Genomic DNA, 15,509 nt, shown 5'->3' with positions numbered 1-15,509 from the left:
TCGCGGGCGATGATCACCTGCTGGATCTGGCTGGTGCCCTCGTAGATCCGGAAGATGCGCACGTCGCGGTAGAAGCGTTCGATGCCGTAGTCGGCGATATAGCCCGCGCCGCCGAAGATCTGCACCGCGCGGTCGGCCACCCGACCCACCATCTCCGAGGCGAAGTACTTGGCGGCCGCCGCTTCCATGGTCACGTTTTGGCCGGCGTCGCGCTTGCGGGCGGTTTCCATGGTCAGCGCCTTGGCGGCCAGGGCTTCGGTCTTCGAGTCGGCGATCATTCCCTGCAGGAGTTGGAAGCTCGACAGTGGTTGGCCGAACTGCTTGCGCTCGGAAGCGTAGGCCACGCAGTCGGCGATCAGCCGCTCCGCCACGCCGATGCAGACGGACGAGATGTGCAGGCGGCCACGGTCCAGGACCTGCATGGCGACCTTGAAGCCCTCGCCCTCCTTGCCGACCATGTTGGCGGCCGGGACGCGGACGTTGTCGAAGAACACCTCCGAGACGTGCGCGCCCTGCTGGCCCATCTTCTTCTCGGACTTGCCGACCGTCAGGCCGGGGCTGTCGCGCTCGACCAGGAAGGCCGAGACGCCGCCGCCGCCCGGCTTGGACGGATCGGTCCGCGCCATGACCGTGAAGAGGTGGGCCTTGTTGGCGTTGGTGATGAACCGCTTGGCCCCATTCAGGACGTAGTGATCGCCGTCCTTGACCGCGCGGGTCTGGACGTTGGCGCTGTCCGATCCGGCCTCCGGCTCGGTCAGGGCGAACGAGGTGACGATCTCGCCCGAGGCGATGCCGGGCAGGAACTTCTTCTTCTGATCCTCGGTGCCGAACATCACCAGCGCCTGGCTGCCGATGCCGACATTGGTGCCGAACGCCGAGCGGAAGGCCGGGCTGGTGCGGCCCAGCTCGACGCCCACGAGGCACTCGTCCTCCATCGAAAGGTCCAGGCCGCCGTACTCCTCGGGGATCGACAGGCCGAACAGGCCCAGCCCCTTCATCTCCTCGATGACGTCGTCGGGCATCGCGTCGTCCTCGGCCACCTTGGCCTCGAGCGGGCGCAGGCGTTCGGTGACGAAGCGGCGGACGGTTTCGATAAGCTGGTCGCGGGTCTCGGCGTCGAGCGCCATGTGGCAATTCCCCTTCGGATGCAGTCTTCTATTTTTGTGAACAGGGCCGGGCGACGTCGACCGGCTTGAAGCGCATGAGGCCGACCGCGAGGACGGGCCGCGGCCAGATTTCGGTTCGCAGGGACTGGGCCGACACGGCGCACACCGGCGCCGGCTCGGGCGTGATGTGTCCCTTGCGCGGGATCAGCGCGATGACGGCGTAGTCCAGCGCCTTTCCGGTGGCGTTCCAGATCTTCAGCACCGACGCGCGTTTCTCGACCGACCCGTCCAGCGCCACGGCGAACTGGCCCTCGGCCGGCGGCTCGAAGCTCTCGGTCACCTCGCCGTCGGGATGGGCTTCCGCCAGCTTGCCGGTCTCGACCCGATCCAGGATGGGCGCGCCCTGTTCGCCCAGGTGGAAAACGGCGCGTTGGCCCAACACCACCTGCAGCGTATCGCCCTGGACCAGGGTGCGGGGCTCGATCTCGACCGACTTCGCGGCGGCGGCGGCGGCCGGAGCCACCTTCTTCTCGTCCATGGGCTTGGCCGCGGGCGGGATTTCCACCCGCTTCTCGTCCAGCCCTGGCAAGGGGTCTTCGCTGACCGCCCGTTCCCTGGGCGCCGTCGTCAGCGGGCCGTCGTCTTCGGGCGGCGCAGGCTGGGCGGCTAGGGCCAGCGCGGCGGCAAGGACGGTCGCGAGCATCTGCAGCCTACGCCTGGACCGGCGCCGGGCCTTCGCCGACGCAGCCGGAAGCACGCATCGCGCCGTCCCGACCGCCGATCGCAAAGCGGACGCTTGCGCGGAGAAAGACGGGCCAGGCTGGCATGGATGCGTCCTCGATCGGTCGGAAGCGGGCCGGCAAACTAGTGTTCGAACGGGCGGTCGGCAAACCCTTAGGCGGCCTTCCGCAACAGCGGCCTTTCCCATCGAGCGGACGCATGCTTAGACGCCTCGCACACAAGAACGAGGGGATGGGATGGACGGCGGCGACACCAGCGAAGGCAGTTACGTCTCGAAGCTGACGCAGGTCACCGAGGGCGAGTGGGCCGGGTGGGCCTGGTATCCCGGCGGCGACCCGTTCGAGGATCTGGCGGGGCCGTTCTATTTCCGCATCGACGATCAGGGGCCGGTCTGCGCCTTCAAGGTCGAGAAGAAGCATCTGAACGGCGGCGACTTCCTGCACGGCGGCTGCTTCATGACGTTCGCCGACTTCAGCCTGTTCGTGATCGCCCGCGAGGCGCTGGTCGATCAGCACGCGGTTACGGCCACCTTCAACTGCGAGCTTGTCGGCGCGGCCTACGAAGGCCAGGTGGTCGAGTGCCGCGGGGACATCGTGAAGAACACCCGCAGCATGGTGTTCGTCCGAGGCTTGATGAAGATCGGCGGGGAGACGGTGATGAGCTTCTCCTCGGTCTTGAAGAAGCGTGGGCCGCGCCGCGCCTAGGCGGGAAGGAGGGTCCGATGTCCGACTGGAACCTGCCCTGGACCGGCGCGTGCCGTTGCGGCCGGGTGAAGCTGAAGGTCTCTGCCCCGCCCCTGCTCACCATGGCCTGCCACTGCACGGGCTGCCAGCGGATGACCGCCAGCGCGTTCTCCCTGAGCGTCGGGGTTCCCGCTGAAGCCTTCGAGGTGACCGAGGGCGAGCCGGTCATCGGCGGCCTTCATGGCGACGACGTTCACCATTACTTCTGCCCGCATTGCATGAGCTGGCTCTACACACGGCCGCCGGCGATGAGCTGGTTCGTGAACGTCCGCGCCACAATGCTGGACGGCGCACCGGGCTCGACGCCGTTCATCGAGACCTACACAAGCGAGAAGCTCGACTGGGTGGAGACGCCGGCGGTGCACAGCTTCGAGACGTTTCCGGCACAGGAGGCGTACCCCCGCCTGGTCGCGGCGTTCGCGGAACGACATGCCAAATCCGCGTCATAGAAGCGCCCCGCCCTAGCTTCGCCTCACATTTCCACTACATGGGCGAGCTCAAGGGACGCATCCCCAAGGATAGTCATGACGAAATTCTCCGCCTTCGCGGGCTTGGCCCTCGCCGCCGGCCTGGCCGTGGCGCCCGCCGCGCAGGCGCAGACCGGCATGTCCGGCGTCGAAGGCGTCTGGCGCAATCCCAAGAACTCGGTGCACGTCAACATCAAGCCTTGCGGCCCGAAGCTGTGCGGCTACGTGATCTGGGCCAACGCCGACGCCCAGGCCGACGCGCGCGAGGGCGGGACCGACAACCTGATCGGTCTGCAGTTGCTACGCGACTTCGGTCCAGAGAAGCCCGGCGTGTGGAAGGGCAAGGTCTTCGTGCCCGACCTGCGGGCCACCTTCGCGGGCCGCGCCGAACTGGTCGACGCCAACACCCTGAAGGCGAGGGGCTGCCTGCTGGCCGGCGTGCTGTGCAAGACCCAGACGTGGCGGCGCATCGGCACAGCCGCCGACTGATCGACGGCTTGCCGTAGGCGCGAGCCCCGCTAGTCCGCCGCCTTCCAGATCCCGCCTACGCGCGCGGCGCTGGCGTATTCGCCGGGGCCGAGCATGACGACGGCGGTTTCGCGCCGGATGACCACCCGCTTCGTCGCCTTCAGCCGCGCCACCAGCTTCGGCAGTTCGCGGGCGGCCATCTTGCGGAACTCGGGCGGCAGGTCCTTCATGCGCGCCGCCGACGCCTCTGTGGAGAGCGCGGCCGCGGTGGCGAAATCGCCCTTCGCCATAGCCTCGGCGCGGGCGACCAGCACGCGCACGGGCTCGGAGGCCGCCGCAGCCGGGCCCTTCAGGTCGGCCTCGACCGGGTTGGTGAATACCGGCGCACTGAACTTCAACTGCGCTTTCTCGCTCGCGTCTGGCCGGAGCTCGCCCACGATGCGCGTCTGCGCGACGTCGAGCCGCGTCCAGACACCGTCCGAATTGGAAAGCGTCACGGTCGAAAGGGAGTAACCCGGCTCGGGCTTGGCCAGGATCGTGAGGACCACGGCCTTCCGGTCGGCCGGATCGAAGCGCAGCAGCAGGCCCTGGACCTCGCCCTGCTGCGCCATGGTCCACACCGGCGGGAACGACTGGCCGTAGAGCACGGAGGCCGGGAGCTCCCGGTCGGTCAGCAGCACCCGCATCTCGCGGGGCGTGTCCAGCAGGCCTTCGGTGTTGTCGAGCTCCAGCGCCACGGCGTGCGAGAAGCTGACGTCGACATCGTCGTCCCGGTAGCGGCCGGCCGCGGTTCCGGCGTCGATCGCTACGGCTGGGCCCGCCGCGGCGAGGGCGGCGGCCGCCGCGAGTAGGGCCCGCCGATCCATCACGCCGGCGCCTTCCGCGGCATGCCGGCCGACGCCGCCGGACGGGCTCGCATCGCCTCGGCCCAACGGCGGACATGGGCGAGGTCTTCCGGAACCCGAAATTTGATCATGCGGCCGAAGTCCAGGCTGATGAACGCCACGATGTCGGTGATCGTCAACCGGTCGGTCGCCAGCCACTCGCTCTCCGCCAGCCGGCGGTCCAGCACCTTCAGCGCCCGCGTCGCACCTTGCAGGTTGTGCTCGCCGATCACCGGGACCTGCTGCTCCAGCGCGCCCATCGCTGGATGGGTGTGGCGCACGCCCATCATCATCGGCGTGGCGACCATCATCTCGGCGCGTCGCAGCCACATCTCGATCAACGCCGTCTCCTCGGGCGTGCGGCCGAAGAGGTTGGGTTCGGGGTAACGGCTCTCCAGGTAGCGGCAAATGGCGACGCTTTCGGTGACGCAGGTCCCGTCGTCCATCTCCAGCATGGGCACGTTGGGAAGGCCGGCCTTGGCCAGATATTCCGGCGTCTTGTGCTCGGCTTCCATCAGGTTGAGCGTAATCACCTCAATGTCGGTGATGCCCTTCTCGGCCATGAACCAGCGCACGCGGCGCGGGTTGGGCGCGAGCGGCGTGTCGTAGATCTTCATGGGCCCTCCTCCTGCTTTGCCGCCAAGCTGGCGCCTTCCCCTCCGGGGAGGCAAGTGCGGGAGCGGCTTCGGAGCGCCCTAGCCGAACAGGCTGGACGGCAGCAGGCCGACGATCGAGGCCGTGAGGCAAGTGGCGAGGAAGCCCGCCATCATCGCCTTCCAGACCATGCCCACGATCTCGTTGCGCCGCTCGGGCACCAGCACCGAGAAGCCGGCCAGGTTGATGCCCACCGAGGCGATGTTGGCGAAGCCGCACAAGGCATAGGTCATCAGCACGCGCGAGCGCGGCTCCATGGCGTCCAGCGGGATCGCGCCCATCTTGATGAATGCGGTGAACTCGGTGAGCACCAGCTTCACGCCCAGCAGCGAGCCGGCGGTCGGCGCGTCGCGCCACGGCACCCCGATGGCCCAGGCCAGCGGCGCGAACACCACGCCCAGCCCACGCTCCACCGACAACGGCGCGCCCGCCACGTCGCCGAATGCGCCCAGGATGTTGTTGACCATCGCGGTCAGCGCCACGAACACGATCAGCGTGGCGCCGACGTTCAGCATGATCTGCAAGCCGTCGGTCGTGCCCTTGATCAGGGCGTCGATGGAACTGTCGTACTTCTTCGCCGCCAGGGGGTCGTAGGCCTGAGCCTGTTCGATGGCGGCGTCGCGCGGCACGATGATCCGGGCCAGCAACACGCCCGCCGGCGCCGAGACGATGGAGGCCGTCAGGACGTGCGCCGCCGCGCCGGGCAGCACACCCGCCAGGATCGTCGCATAGGCCACCATGGTCGAGCCCGAGACGCACGCCATGCCGACGGCGATCAGCATGAAGAGTTCCGAGCGCGACAGGCTTGGCAGATAGCTGCGGATGAAGATCGGGCCCTCCACCTGGCCCATGAACACCGTGGCGGCGGTGGCGAGCGCGGGCGGGCCGCGCAGCCCCATGGTGCGCTCGAAGACAACGCCGAACGCCTGGGTGATCCAGACCAGGATCTTCCAGTGCCAGAGCAGCGCCGCCAGGGCGCACACCACCAGGATCACCGGCAGCACCCGGAAGGCGAATACGAACAGCGAGCCGGCGTCGGTCAGAGGATACGGCTGGTTCGGCGTGCCGGCCAGGAAGCCGAACACAAAGGCGACGCCCGCCTGGGTCGATGAAGCCAGGCCATCGACTGCGACGCCCACGCCCTGCAATCCCTGGCGCAGCGTCGGCAGGCCGAAGAGCGCCAGCACGAGCACCGCCTGGACGGCGATGGCGCCGATGGCCAGCTTCCAGGGGAACTTGCCGCGGTTCTCCGATACGGCCCAGCAGACCGCGAGCACGAGCACGATCCCCACGAGGCTCTGGGCGTTTTCCGGACCGAACATGCATCCCCCGATGCGCCGCCGATTCAGCGGCCTGGCCGGTCAATCCACGCCGAAAGCGGCGCGGGCGCAAGCACGCCGTGGCGCCTACGCCCGACGGCGCTAGAGGTTGACCATCGCCAGGCCCCGTTCGTCGTACCGGGCGCCTTCCACAGCCGTCTCCGGAACCGCCGCCTCGATGGCCGCAAGTTCGTTCGCCGAAAGCGCGATGTCCGCCGCCGCCACGTTCTCCTCCAGCCGCGCGACCTTGGTGGTTCCCGGGATCGGGGCGATGTGGTCGCTGCGGCTGAGCAGCCAGGCCAGGGCCAGTTGCGCCGGTGTCCGGCCTTTCTCCGAGGCAAGCGCGGTCAGCGTCTCGACCAGCCCCAGGTTCTTTCGCAGCGCCTCGCCCTGGAAGCGCGGCATGAAGCGGCGGAAGTCGGCGTCGTTCGGCTGCCCTTTGAAGCCGCCGGCGAGGAAGCCCCGGCCCAGCGGACTGTACGGCACGAAGCCGATCCCAAGCTCGCGGCAGGTCGGCAGGATCTCCTTCTCCGGATCCCTGGACCAGAGGGAGTATTCGCTTTGCACCGCGCTGACCGGTTGGACGGCGTGGGCCTTGCGGATCGTCTGCGCGCTGGCCTCCGAGAGGCCGAAGTACTTCACCTTGCCCGCCTTCACGAGGTCGCCGACGGCGCCGGCCACGTCTTCGATCGGCACGTTCGGATCGACACGATGCTGGTAGAAGAGGTCGATGACTTCGACGCCCAGGCGCTTCAGCGACGCCTCCGCCACGGCCTTGATGTTTTCGGGGCGACTGTTAGTCCCCGCGGGACGGCCCGCCTTGCGGGCTTCCTCGAGATCGAAGCCGAACTTGGTGGCGATCACCACGCGCCCGAGGAACGGCCTGAGGCCTTTGCCGACCAGCACCTCGTTGGTCTGCATGCCGTAGATCTCGGCGGTGTCGAAGAAGGTGACGCCCAACTCCACCGCGCGATGCAGCACGGCTGCGGCCTGGGCCTCTTCGACAGCCGGCTGGTAAACGCCCGACAGGCCCATGCAGCCGAAGCCGATGGCCGAGACCTCGAGTCCTTGGGTTCCGAGCTTGCGCGATTGCATGGCGTTCTCCTTTGCGAGCGGGGTGACCCCTAGTTGGTCCGCGTGAGCCGCCACGAAAACCGCTTGCAGCGTCATCGATCCATTGAGCAAATTTCAGCAATGGACCGCCGCTCGATCCCCGACCTGGCCGCATTTGCACTTTTGGCCGAGTTGCGCAGCTTCCGCCGAGCGGGCGAAATCATGGGCGTGTCGGCGTCGGCGCTCAGCCACCGGCTGCGGCGGATGGAGACGGCGTTGGGCGTGCGCCTGCTGAACCGCTCCACCCGTTCGGTCGCGCCCACCGAGGCGGGCGAACGCCTGCTGGCCAGGCTCGGCCCTGCCCTCGCCGACATCGAGGCTGGCCTGATGGAGGTGGCTGCCTTCCGCGAACGGCCCGCCGGGCGCCTGCGGCTCAGCGTGCCGCGCTCGGCCGCGCGCTTGGCCATCGGGCCACGACTGGGTGGGTTCCTGAGGGCCTATCCCGACATCCGCGTGGAGGTGGTCAGCGACAACGCCCTGATCGACATCGTCGCCGGCGGCTTCGACGCCGGCATCCGCCTCGACGAGAACCTGCCGGCCGAGATGGTCGCGGTTCGCGTAGGACCACCGCTGAGCATGGCCGCCGTAGCCTCGCCGGACTACCTGGCCCGCCATGGCGTCCCGAAGACGCCGGAGGACCTGGCGGGCCACGCCTGCTTCCGGCTGCGCTGGCCCTCGGGCGCCTTCTACGACTGGGAATTGGAACGGGGCGACGACGTGCGATCCATCGCGGTCTCAGGCCCCCTCATCGTCGACGACACCCAGTTGCTGGTCGCCGCGGCCGTGGACGGGGCCGGCATCGCCTTCGTGGCCGAGCCGTCGGTGCGCGATGAGCTCGCCTCAGGGGCCCTCGTGCGGCTCCTTGAGGACTGGTGCCCGCCGTTCCCGGGCTACAGCCTCTACTATCCGAGCCGGCGGCAGGTCTCCCCCGCGCTGCGGGCCTTCATCGACTGGATGCGACGGCCGGCGGACGCGGCCTGCCCTATGCGGTGATCGAGGTGATCGAACCCTGGCGGTAGGGCTCGGCTGGCGCAGGCGGGGAGGCGGTGGGCGTCGGCGGGGGCGCGGCGTTCATGAACTGCTTCGCCGCGTCCGAGAGCTGGACGGTGTCCTGCGGCGCGGATCCGCCGAACAGGCGCATCACCGACTGGGTCCAGTCGGGCGAATTGTTGTCGGCGCGCAGCGACAGGCGCAGCGCCGCGGCGAACTTGGGATCGGCCGCCGCCTTGGCCTGGGCGGCCTTCTGGTCGAGCGCTCCGTTCGCGCCGACGACGCCGGCGTCCTTCATGAAGCCCACGACCTTGGCCTGGGCGTCGACGTTGGAGCGCCAGGCGCCGGCGTCGGCATAGGGTTTGGCGCCCGTGCGGTCCGCGACGTTGATCGTGGTCTGGAATAGCAGGTCCTGGTCGGACGGCGACAGCTTGTCGAAGCCGCTGGCCACCGCCTGCAGCGCCGCCTGCGGCCCACCGCTGCGGGCCGCGGCGTTCAGGGTCTGGACAAACGCCTTGCCCAGCGCCTGGGCGCGCTGGCCGATGTCGCTCTCGAAGGTGGCCTGGTCCAGGACCTTGCGGCGGTCCTCGTCGAGCCCGGCGAGCTGGCCGCCGGCCGACATCGCCTGCAGCGACTGGTAAGCCTGCGCCCGCTGCGCGTCGCCGACCTTGCCGCTGGCGTCCAGCACCGTGGCCGACAGCTCGTCGAACCGGGAAGCCCTGGTGGCGAGATCCGCCATCGCCGGTCGGGGCGCCGTCCGGGCGCTGGCCGGCGCTGCGGCATAGGCGGCGGTGTTCGAAGAAATGCGGTCCATTCGGGTCGTGGCAGGCGAAGCTCGCGGCGATATCGGACCCGACCTATGACCTAGGCCTTAAGAAGCAGCCCGGTGCGGCGCCCAGCCGCACGGATTACGAAGGTTTAATAGGCGGCTCCGCATCCGCCCAGCGCCTACGGCGCCTCTTGGAGACGAGCGCTCCGATGCGCGTTCGGGCGGCCGGCCTTACCGCGATTTAACTGGCTCCGCAGACCCGACCGGCGGCGAACTCCGCGCTCGAAGGTTGAGGGCTGTTCGTCACAATGTCTCTGGCGCTTGCAACACTGCTCTACGAGTGGCGGCGGTACACAGCGGCCGTCGTGGCGCTGGCCTTCTCGGGCCTGCTGATCCTGGCCCAGGTCGGCATGTTCACCGGCATCGTGAAGGGCGCCACCGCCACCATCGACCGGTCGCGCGCCGACATCATGATCCTGCCCGCCAAGATGGAGAGCCTGATCAACTCGGGCGGCGGCTCGCTGCCGGCGCGCCTGGCCCCGCAACTGTACCTCCACCCCGAGATCGTCGAGGTCGCCTCGATGGACAACGACGGCGGCCGCTGGATCAACCGCCCCAAGGACGGGAAGAAGGCGGTCACGACCTTCGTCAACGTCAACATGGTGGACACGCGGCCCGGCGCCGTGAACCTGCCCACGGACTTCGACGAGACGACGCGGGCGGCGCTGCTCGAACCGTATTCGGTGGCCATCGACGAGACCCAGTTGGGCCGCCTCGGGGTGAAGCTGGGCGACGAAGCCTCGCTGCGCGGCAAGACCGTGCGCGTACGGGCGATCCTCCACGGCTATCCCGACATGAACAACGCCTCCGTGACCATGTCGCGCGACACGTTCCGCCTGATGGGCATGCTCACCAAGGACGGCAAGACCGGCCCGCTCATGGTGCGCGTCAAGGACCCGAACCGCGCCGCCATCGTCCGCGACCAGCTCAACAAGGACGCCAAGGGCGTCTACCGCGCCTGGACCCGCCAGGAGCTGTCGCAGGCGAACGAGGGCGCGCTGATGAAGGAACAGATCATCGGCATCTTCCTGGGCTTCTCGGTCTTCCTGGGGTTCCTGATCGGCGTCGGCATCACGTCCCAGACCCTGCGCGGCGCCATCCTGTCGTCGATCAAGGAGTTCGCCTCGCTGCGGGCGCTGGGCGTCGGCATGGGCTCGCTGCGGCTGATCGTGGTGGAGCTATCGTTCTGGGTGGGCCTGGTTGGCCTCGCCGCCACCGCCCTCTTCACCTTCGGCGTCTATCTGCTGGCGACCCGTGGCGGCCTGCCCATGGGCTTCCCTGCGCCCTGGGTGATCGGTGTCTCCATCCTCCTGCTCGTCATCTCCGGCGTCTCCGGCCTGCTGGCTCTGGGCGTCCTGAAGAAGAGCCAACCTGCGGACCTCCTGCGATGAGCGCGAACCGAACGGCGATCCGGGCGACCGGCATCTACAAGCGCTTCAAGACCGGGCGCAGCTACATCGAGGTGCTGAAGCGCGTCGACTTCGACGCCAATCACGGCGAGGTGACGATGGTCATGGGGCCTTCGGGCTCGGGCAAGTCGACCCTGGTCGCGGCGCTCTCGGGCCTGCTGAAGCCCGACGAAGGCAAGGTGACTTCGCTGGGCCAGGACATCTGGGACCTGCGTTCGGGCCGCCTGGACCGCTTCCGCCTCGACCATTGCGGCTTCATCTTCCAGGGCTTCAACCTGTTCTCGGCCCTGACCGCCCTGCAGCAGGTGGAGATCATCCTGAAGTACCAGGGGCTGGCTCCGCGCGAGGCGCGCGACAAGGCCGCCAGGGCGCTCACGGAGGTGGGCCTGGAGTCCCGCATGAACCAGCGCCCGTCCGAGCTCTCCGGCGGCGAAAAGCAGCGCGTGGCCATCGCCCGGGCCCTGGCCAAAGACCCTCAACTGCTGTTCGCCGACGAGCCCACCAGCGCGCTCGACGGCGAGAACGGCCAGGTGGTGATCAAGCTGCTGCAGCGGGCGGCGAAGCAGCACGGCGCGGCCGTGATCTGCGTGACCCACGACCCGCGCCTGGAAGCCTACGCCGACCGCGTCATCCATCTCGAGGACGGCCGCATCCTGGACGACCGGCGCGTGGACAACGCCCCGCCGGCCGCGGCCGCCCACACCCATAAGCAACCCGAGCTCATCGAGGCCTGAAGACGATGCCCGCCCTCCTCCGCAACCGTTTCGTCTGGATCGTGGTGATCCTCGTCGTCCTCGGCGGGGGCGGCGCCATGTTCATGTCCAACCAGGCGAAGGCCAAGAAAGCCGAGGAGGCGAAGGCGGCCGCGGCCGTGAAGCCAAGCCCCTACGCCGCCATCGCCAACGGCAAGGCGGACGTTGAAGGCGGCATCATCCAGGTCGCTTCCCGCCGGGCGGGGGTCATCCGCGACGTCCTGGTGCAGGAAGGCGACGACGTGACCAAGGGCCAGGTGCTCGCTCGCCTGGAGGACGACGAACCGCGCCTGGCCGCCCAGCGCGCCGACGCCGAGGTGCGCCAGGCGCGCGCCGCCCTGGCCCTGCTGGAAGTCCAGCGTTCGGCCGCCCAGCGCGAGCAGCGTCGCCTCGAGGGCCTTGCCCCCAACAACTTCGTCGCCGCCCAGAAGCTGGACCAGTCGCGCGACGCCGTGCGCGAAGCCGAGGCCCGCATCATGGCCCAGCAGGCCACCGTCGCGACGGCCCAGGCGCGCGCGAACGAGGCGCGCTACGACGAGGAGTTGTCGCTGATCCGCGCCCCGGCGGACGGCCGCATCGTGCGCCGCTACGCCAACCCCGGCGCCGGCGCCTCGACGCTGAACGTCTCCAACATGTTCGACCTTGAGCCCCGCGCCGGCCGCATCGTCAGGGCCGAAGTGGCGGAGGGCTCGCTGCCCAACGTGGCCCTGGGCCAGGCCGTGCAGATGTCGCCCGAGAGCGACCCCACCAAGGTCTATCCGGGCAAGGTGCTGCGCCGGGCCGGTGTCTTCGGCGCCCGCAAGCTGCAGTCCGACGATCCCACGGAGCGCGCCGACGACCGCGTGGTCGAAGTGGTGGTGGACTCCACCGGGGCCCCGTTCCTGGTCGGCCAGCGCATCCTGGTGAAGTTCGTTCGGCAACAGCAGGCGCAGGCCGCCGGCGCCTCGCCCCGGAGCTGATTTCCCAAGCCTGACCCGCGACTTGCAGGTTACTGGCCCCGGCCGCCTGGTCCGGGGCTCTTTTTTTCGTCGCAACCATCGCGCGTAAAACTCCCGTTAAGCGAGGCCCAGGCTAACCTTGGCGCTCGGGGAGGCGGGCGATGCGTACCAGTATGCCCAGACGCCACACGTTCGGGATCGCGAGCGAAGAACTCGCGCCCGAGCAGTTGCTGGCACAGCCGGCGTTGTGGCGCCGACTGACGATCGCGGTGCTGATCGGGGTGGTTGCCGGGCCCGTCGCGCCCGCGCACCTGCTGCTCATGGCCCTCGCCGGCTATCTGGTCGTGACGCTGGCCGAGCGCGCGGTCATCCACGCGCAGGGCTACGTGCGCACCAACATAGCCGGTCTGGCGGTCACCTTCGGCCTTTCGGCTCTGCACGCCTGGGTGGCGGCCATGCTGATCCACTATGGCGACGCCGGGCCGCGCCTGTTCGCGATCGGCCTCATCGGCTTCTCGTGCGTCAATATCCTGCTGCGGTTCTACTCTTCGCCACGCATGTTCCTGGCGGCCGTCACACCGCACGCCGTGGTGCTGGGATGGGTCAGCTTGGGGATGCTGAGCGCCTACCTCAAGGCCGGCGACTACATCCAGGCGCTGACGCCGCCCGCGGTGATCGCGACCTACGTGATCCTGCTGGCCCCTACGCGCCGTCAACTCGCCGACGCCTGGGACCGGCTGGTGGCGGCCAAGACCGCCGCCGAGGCGGCCAGCCGCGCCAAGAGCGACTTCCTGGCGATGATGAGCCACGAAATCCGCACGCCGCTGAACGGCATCCTCGGCATGGCGCAGGCCATGCAGCGCGAAGGGCTGCCGACGGCGCAGAAGGAGCGGCTGCGGATCATCCGCCGGTCGGGCGAAGGGCTGCTCTCGCTCCTGAACGACGCCCTGGATTTTTCGCAGATCGAGGCCGGCAAGCTCAGCCTCGAGCCCAGCGAGTTCGACGTCGAGCACCTCGTCCGCGGCGCCCTGGCGACCTTCCTGCCGCAGGCCGAGCGCAAGGGACTGACGTTCGAGGTCTCGGTGGGCGAGACCGCCAAGGGCCGGTTCAGGGGAGATCCGGCCCGGCTGCGCCAGATCGTGTCGAACCTGACCGCCAACGCCCTGAAGTTCACCGAGCAGGGCGGCGTCGCGGTGGCGGTATCACGCGAGGCTGGCCAGTTGAGGATCGCCGTGGCCGACAGCGGGATCGGCATCGCGCCGGGACGCATCGACGCGCTGTTCGAGAAGTTCGTCCAGGGCGACGCGTCGGCGACCCGCCGCCACGGCGGCGTTGGCCTCGGCCTCACCATCTGCCGGGCGCTGGCCGAGATGATGGGCGGACGGATCGAGGCGACCAGCGAGCCGGGCAAGGGCTCGATCTTCGCGGCCGTGCTGCCGCTGGAACGCGTGGACGACGCGGTCCCCATGGAGACGCTGGTGGAGGTCGCTGACCCGGCGGCCACGCCGATCCGGATTCTCGCGGCCGAAGACAACGCCGTGAACCAACTGGTCCTCAAGACCCTGCTCAGCCAGGCGGGGCTGGAGCCGACGATGGTGGACAACGGCGCCGAGGCCGTGGCCGCCTGGAAGACCGGCGCCTGGGACCTGATCCTCATGGACATCCAGATGCCGGTGATGGACGGCGTCAGCGCCACCCGCGAGATCCGGGCGGCAGAGGCGGCGGCGGGCCTGAAGCGCACGCCGATCATCGCGGTCACCGCCAACGCCATGCGCCACCAGGTGGCCGAGTACGAGGCCGCGGGCATGGACCGGGTGGCTCCTAAGCCGCTGGACGCCGGCAAGCTGTTCGAGGCGATCGACGAGGTTCTGGCCCAGAGCCCCGGGGCGACGGAAGCGGCAGCGGCCTGATCCCCGCCGAGAGGACGCGAGCGAAGTTCCCCACCGTGAGCTTGACGCTCCCTTCGCCGCGCCGCACAACGCGCGCCGATTTCGAACACCTGTTCCAAGAGGGATCTCATGGCGGACATCCGCTTCGACGGCAAAGTGGCGATCGTGACCGGCGCCGGCGGCGGCCTTGGCCGACAGCACGCGCTGGAACTGGCGCGGCGCGGCGCCAAGGTCGTGGTCAACGACCTGGGCGGCTCGATGGACGGCTCGGGCGGCGGCTCGGACGCGGCCAACAAGGTCGTCGAGGAGATCAAGGCGCTGGGCGGCGAGGCCATCGCCAACGGCTCTTCGGTCACCGACGACGCCGGCGTGGCGCGGATGGTCAAGGACGCCATGGACGCCTGGGGCCGCATCGACATCCTCATCGCGAACGCCGGCATCCTGCGCGACAAGACCTTCGCCAAGATGGAGTTCGGCGACTTCCAGGTCGTGGTCGACGTCCACCTGTTCGGCACCGTGAAGCCGGTGAAGGCCGTTTGGGAGATCATGCGCGCCCAGAACTACGGCCGCATCGTCGTCACCACCTCCTCGTCGGGCCTCTACGGCAACTTCGGCCAGTCGAACTACGGCGCGGCCAAGCTGGGCCTGATCGGCCTGATGAACACGCTGAAGCTCGAAGGCCAGAAGAACAACGTTCACGTGAACGCCATCAGCCCGGTGGCGGCGACGCGCATGACCGAGAACCTCGGCATGCCCGCGCAGGTGCTGGAGCAACTGAAGCCCGAGTTGGTGACGCCCGGCGTTGTCTTCCTCTGCTCGGAAGAAGCTCCCACCGGCGCGATCCTGACCGCCGGCGCGGGCGCCTTCGCCCTGGCCCGCATCGTCGAGACCGAGGGCGTGGCCATCGGCCCCGGCGCCACCGTCGAGCAGGTTCGCGACAACTGGTCCAAGATCACCGACGAGGCGGGCCAGAAGGCCTACGTCAACGGCGGCGAGCAGACCGGGAAGTTCTTCCGCAAGCTGCAGGGCGGTTGAGCGAGCCCGACCCACAATCTGGAATTCCCGACGGGCGGCCATACGGCCGCCCGTTTCCTTTTTGTAATCGGAAACCGCTTGCGCGCGGCTGACTGAACGCGCGTAACCTATTGCGAGCGCCCGCCAGAGGCGTGCTTACGAGGAGCGGTCAGCAGGTGTCACAGGACAGGTC

16 protein-coding genes are annotated in these 15,509 nt (G+C 69.0%); 9 read left to right on the top strand and 7 right to left on the bottom strand.

Translation table 11 applies throughout. From position 1 onward, the window contains the following. Positions 1-1,127, bottom strand: a 1,127-nt coding sequence (locus Q0L11_RS10625) for an acyl-CoA dehydrogenase family protein (protein ID WP_296597189.1), incomplete at its 3' end; no start/stop codon positions are given. Positions 1,128-1,155: 28 nt separating this feature from the next. Continuing rightward, entirely contained in the window at positions 1,156-1,809 is a 654-nt protein-coding gene (locus tag Q0L11_RS10620; RefSeq protein ID WP_296597188.1) for a hypothetical protein, read from the bottom strand. Positions 1,810-2,083: 274 nt separating this feature from the next. Between Q0L11_RS10620 and Q0L11_RS10615 the strand changes: the two genes are divergently transcribed. From Q0L11_RS10615 to Q0L11_RS10605, 3 genes are all read left to right on the top strand, one after another. Beyond that, on the top strand, positions 2,084-2,551 hold the full coding sequence (locus Q0L11_RS10615) for a PaaI family thioesterase (RefSeq protein ID WP_296597187.1): 468 nt from the start codon (positions 2,084-2,086) through the stop codon (positions 2,549-2,551). 17 nt (positions 2,552-2,568) lie between these two features. Beyond that, a complete protein-coding gene (locus Q0L11_RS10610) occupies positions 2,569-3,039 on the top strand; it encodes a GFA family protein (protein WP_296597186.1) in 471 nt (156 codons plus the stop codon). Between the two features lie 75 nt (positions 3,040-3,114). Then, the gene (locus Q0L11_RS10605; RefSeq protein ID WP_296597185.1) at positions 3,115-3,546 is read left to right on the top strand and encodes a DUF2147 domain-containing protein; all 432 of its coding nucleotides are present in this window, start codon (positions 3,115-3,117) and stop codon (positions 3,544-3,546) included. 29 nt (positions 3,547-3,575) lie between these two features. Here the strand turns inward: Q0L11_RS10605 and Q0L11_RS10600 are convergent, their stop codons facing one another. The 4 genes from Q0L11_RS10600 to Q0L11_RS10585 form a co-directional block, all read right to left on the bottom strand. After that, positions 3,576-4,391 (bottom strand): hypothetical protein, encoded by an 816-nt coding sequence (locus tag Q0L11_RS10600; RefSeq protein ID WP_296597184.1) that lies wholly within the window; start codon positions 4,389-4,391, stop codon positions 3,576-3,578. Continuing rightward, positions 4,391-5,026, bottom strand: a complete 636-nt coding sequence (locus tag Q0L11_RS10595; RefSeq protein WP_296597183.1) for a glutathione S-transferase — start codon at positions 5,024-5,026, stop codon at positions 4,391-4,393. Before Q0L11_RS10595 ends, Q0L11_RS10600 begins: the two co-directional genes overlap by 1 nt. A 78-nt stretch (positions 5,027-5,104) precedes the next feature. Further along, positions 5,105-6,385, bottom strand: coding sequence for a nucleoside transporter C-terminal domain-containing protein (locus tag Q0L11_RS10590; RefSeq protein WP_296597181.1), 1,281 nt, complete (start codon positions 6,383-6,385; stop codon positions 5,105-5,107). Between the two features lie 99 nt (positions 6,386-6,484). Continuing rightward, the gene (locus Q0L11_RS10585) at positions 6,485-7,477 is read right to left on the bottom strand and encodes an aldo/keto reductase (RefSeq protein WP_296597180.1); all 993 of its coding nucleotides are present in this window, start codon (positions 7,475-7,477) and stop codon (positions 6,485-6,487) included. Positions 7,478-7,576: 99 nt separating this feature from the next. On the opposite strand from Q0L11_RS10585, the gene Q0L11_RS10580 reads away from it, so the two are divergent. Next, entirely contained in the window at positions 7,577-8,488 is a 912-nt protein-coding gene (locus Q0L11_RS10580; protein ID WP_296597179.1) for a LysR family transcriptional regulator, read from the top strand. Here the strand turns inward: Q0L11_RS10580 and Q0L11_RS10575 are convergent. Next, a complete protein-coding gene (locus Q0L11_RS10575; protein ID WP_296597177.1) occupies positions 8,478-9,299 on the bottom strand; it encodes a hypothetical protein in 822 nt (273 codons plus the stop codon). The two genes, Q0L11_RS10580 and Q0L11_RS10575, sit on opposite strands and share 11 nt — an antisense overlap. Before the next feature lie 263 nt (positions 9,300-9,562). Between Q0L11_RS10575 and Q0L11_RS10570 the strand changes: the two genes are divergently transcribed. The 5 genes from Q0L11_RS10570 (at position 9,563) to Q0L11_RS10550 (ending at position 15,337) form a co-directional block, all read left to right on the top strand. Continuing rightward, a complete protein-coding gene (locus Q0L11_RS10570) occupies positions 9,563-10,705 on the top strand; it encodes an ABC transporter permease (protein ID WP_296597176.1) in 1,143 nt (380 codons plus the stop codon). Continuing rightward, positions 10,702-11,457: an ABC transporter ATP-binding protein gene (locus Q0L11_RS10565; RefSeq protein WP_296597175.1), complete on the top strand. Its 756-nt coding sequence runs from the start codon at positions 10,702-10,704 to the stop codon at positions 11,455-11,457. Before Q0L11_RS10570 ends, Q0L11_RS10565 begins: the two co-directional genes overlap by 4 nt. A gap of 5 nt (positions 11,458-11,462) precedes the next feature. Next, positions 11,463-12,434 carry an HlyD family efflux transporter periplasmic adaptor subunit gene (locus tag Q0L11_RS10560; protein ID WP_296597173.1) on the top strand — a complete coding sequence of 324 codons (972 nt, stop codon included), beginning with the start codon at positions 11,463-11,465 and terminating at the stop codon, positions 12,432-12,434. Between the two features lie 140 nt (positions 12,435-12,574). After that, positions 12,575-14,323: an ATP-binding protein gene (locus tag Q0L11_RS10555; RefSeq protein ID WP_296597171.1), complete on the top strand. Its 1,749-nt coding sequence runs from the start codon at positions 12,575-12,577 to the stop codon at positions 14,321-14,323. A gap of 108 nt (positions 14,324-14,431) precedes the next feature. Continuing rightward, the gene (locus Q0L11_RS10550; RefSeq protein WP_296597170.1) at positions 14,432-15,337 is read left to right on the top strand and encodes an SDR family NAD(P)-dependent oxidoreductase; all 906 of its coding nucleotides are present in this window, start codon (positions 14,432-14,434) and stop codon (positions 15,335-15,337) included. Positions 15,338-15,509 lie beyond the last annotated feature (172 nt).

The sequence above is a fragment of the Phenylobacterium sp. genome, assembly GCF_024508875.1.
In the GTDB taxonomy this organism is placed as follows: Bacteria; Pseudomonadota; Alphaproteobacteria; order Caulobacterales; family Caulobacteraceae; genus Phenylobacterium.
Note: the sequence above shows the minus strand (reverse complement) of the source record. Positions and strands in the feature narration are given on the sequence as shown.

Coding starts and splice junctions, on each gene's coding strand:
- Q0L11_RS10595 (WP_296597183.1), bottom strand. CDS start 5,026: ATGAAGATCTACGACACGCCGCTCGCGCCCAACCCGCGCCGCGTGCGC.
- Q0L11_RS10555 (WP_296597171.1), top strand. CDS start 12,575: ATGCGTACCAGTATGCCCAGACGCCACACGTTCGGGATCGCGAGCGAA.
- Q0L11_RS10610 (WP_296597186.1), top strand. CDS start 2,569: ATGTCCGACTGGAACCTGCCCTGGACCGGCGCGTGCCGTTGCGGCCGG.
- Q0L11_RS10620 (WP_296597188.1), bottom strand. CDS start 1,809: ATGCTCGCGACCGTCCTTGCCGCCGCGCTGGCCCTAGCCGCCCAGCCT.
- Q0L11_RS10600 (WP_296597184.1), bottom strand. CDS start 4,391: ATGGATCGGCGGGCCCTACTCGCGGCGGCCGCCGCCCTCGCCGCGGCG.
- Q0L11_RS10575 (WP_296597177.1), bottom strand. CDS start 9,299: ATGGACCGCATTTCTTCGAACACCGCCGCCTATGCCGCAGCGCCGGCC.
- Q0L11_RS10565 (WP_296597175.1), top strand. CDS start 10,702: ATGAGCGCGAACCGAACGGCGATCCGGGCGACCGGCATCTACAAGCGC.
- Q0L11_RS10570 (WP_296597176.1), top strand. CDS start 9,563: ATGTCTCTGGCGCTTGCAACACTGCTCTACGAGTGGCGGCGGTACACA.
- Q0L11_RS10580 (WP_296597179.1), top strand. CDS start 7,577: ATGGACCGCCGCTCGATCCCCGACCTGGCCGCATTTGCACTTTTGGCC.
- Q0L11_RS10560 (WP_296597173.1), top strand. CDS start 11,463: ATGCCCGCCCTCCTCCGCAACCGTTTCGTCTGGATCGTGGTGATCCTC.
- Q0L11_RS10590 (WP_296597181.1), bottom strand. CDS start 6,385: ATGTTCGGTCCGGAAAACGCCCAGAGCCTCGTGGGGATCGTGCTCGTG.
- Q0L11_RS10605 (WP_296597185.1), top strand. CDS start 3,115: ATGACGAAATTCTCCGCCTTCGCGGGCTTGGCCCTCGCCGCCGGCCTG.
- Q0L11_RS10615 (WP_296597187.1), top strand. CDS start 2,084: ATGGACGGCGGCGACACCAGCGAAGGCAGTTACGTCTCGAAGCTGACG.
- Q0L11_RS10585 (WP_296597180.1), bottom strand. CDS start 7,477: ATGCAATCGCGCAAGCTCGGAACCCAAGGACTCGAGGTCTCGGCCATC.
- Q0L11_RS10550 (WP_296597170.1), top strand. CDS start 14,432: ATGGCGGACATCCGCTTCGACGGCAAAGTGGCGATCGTGACCGGCGCC.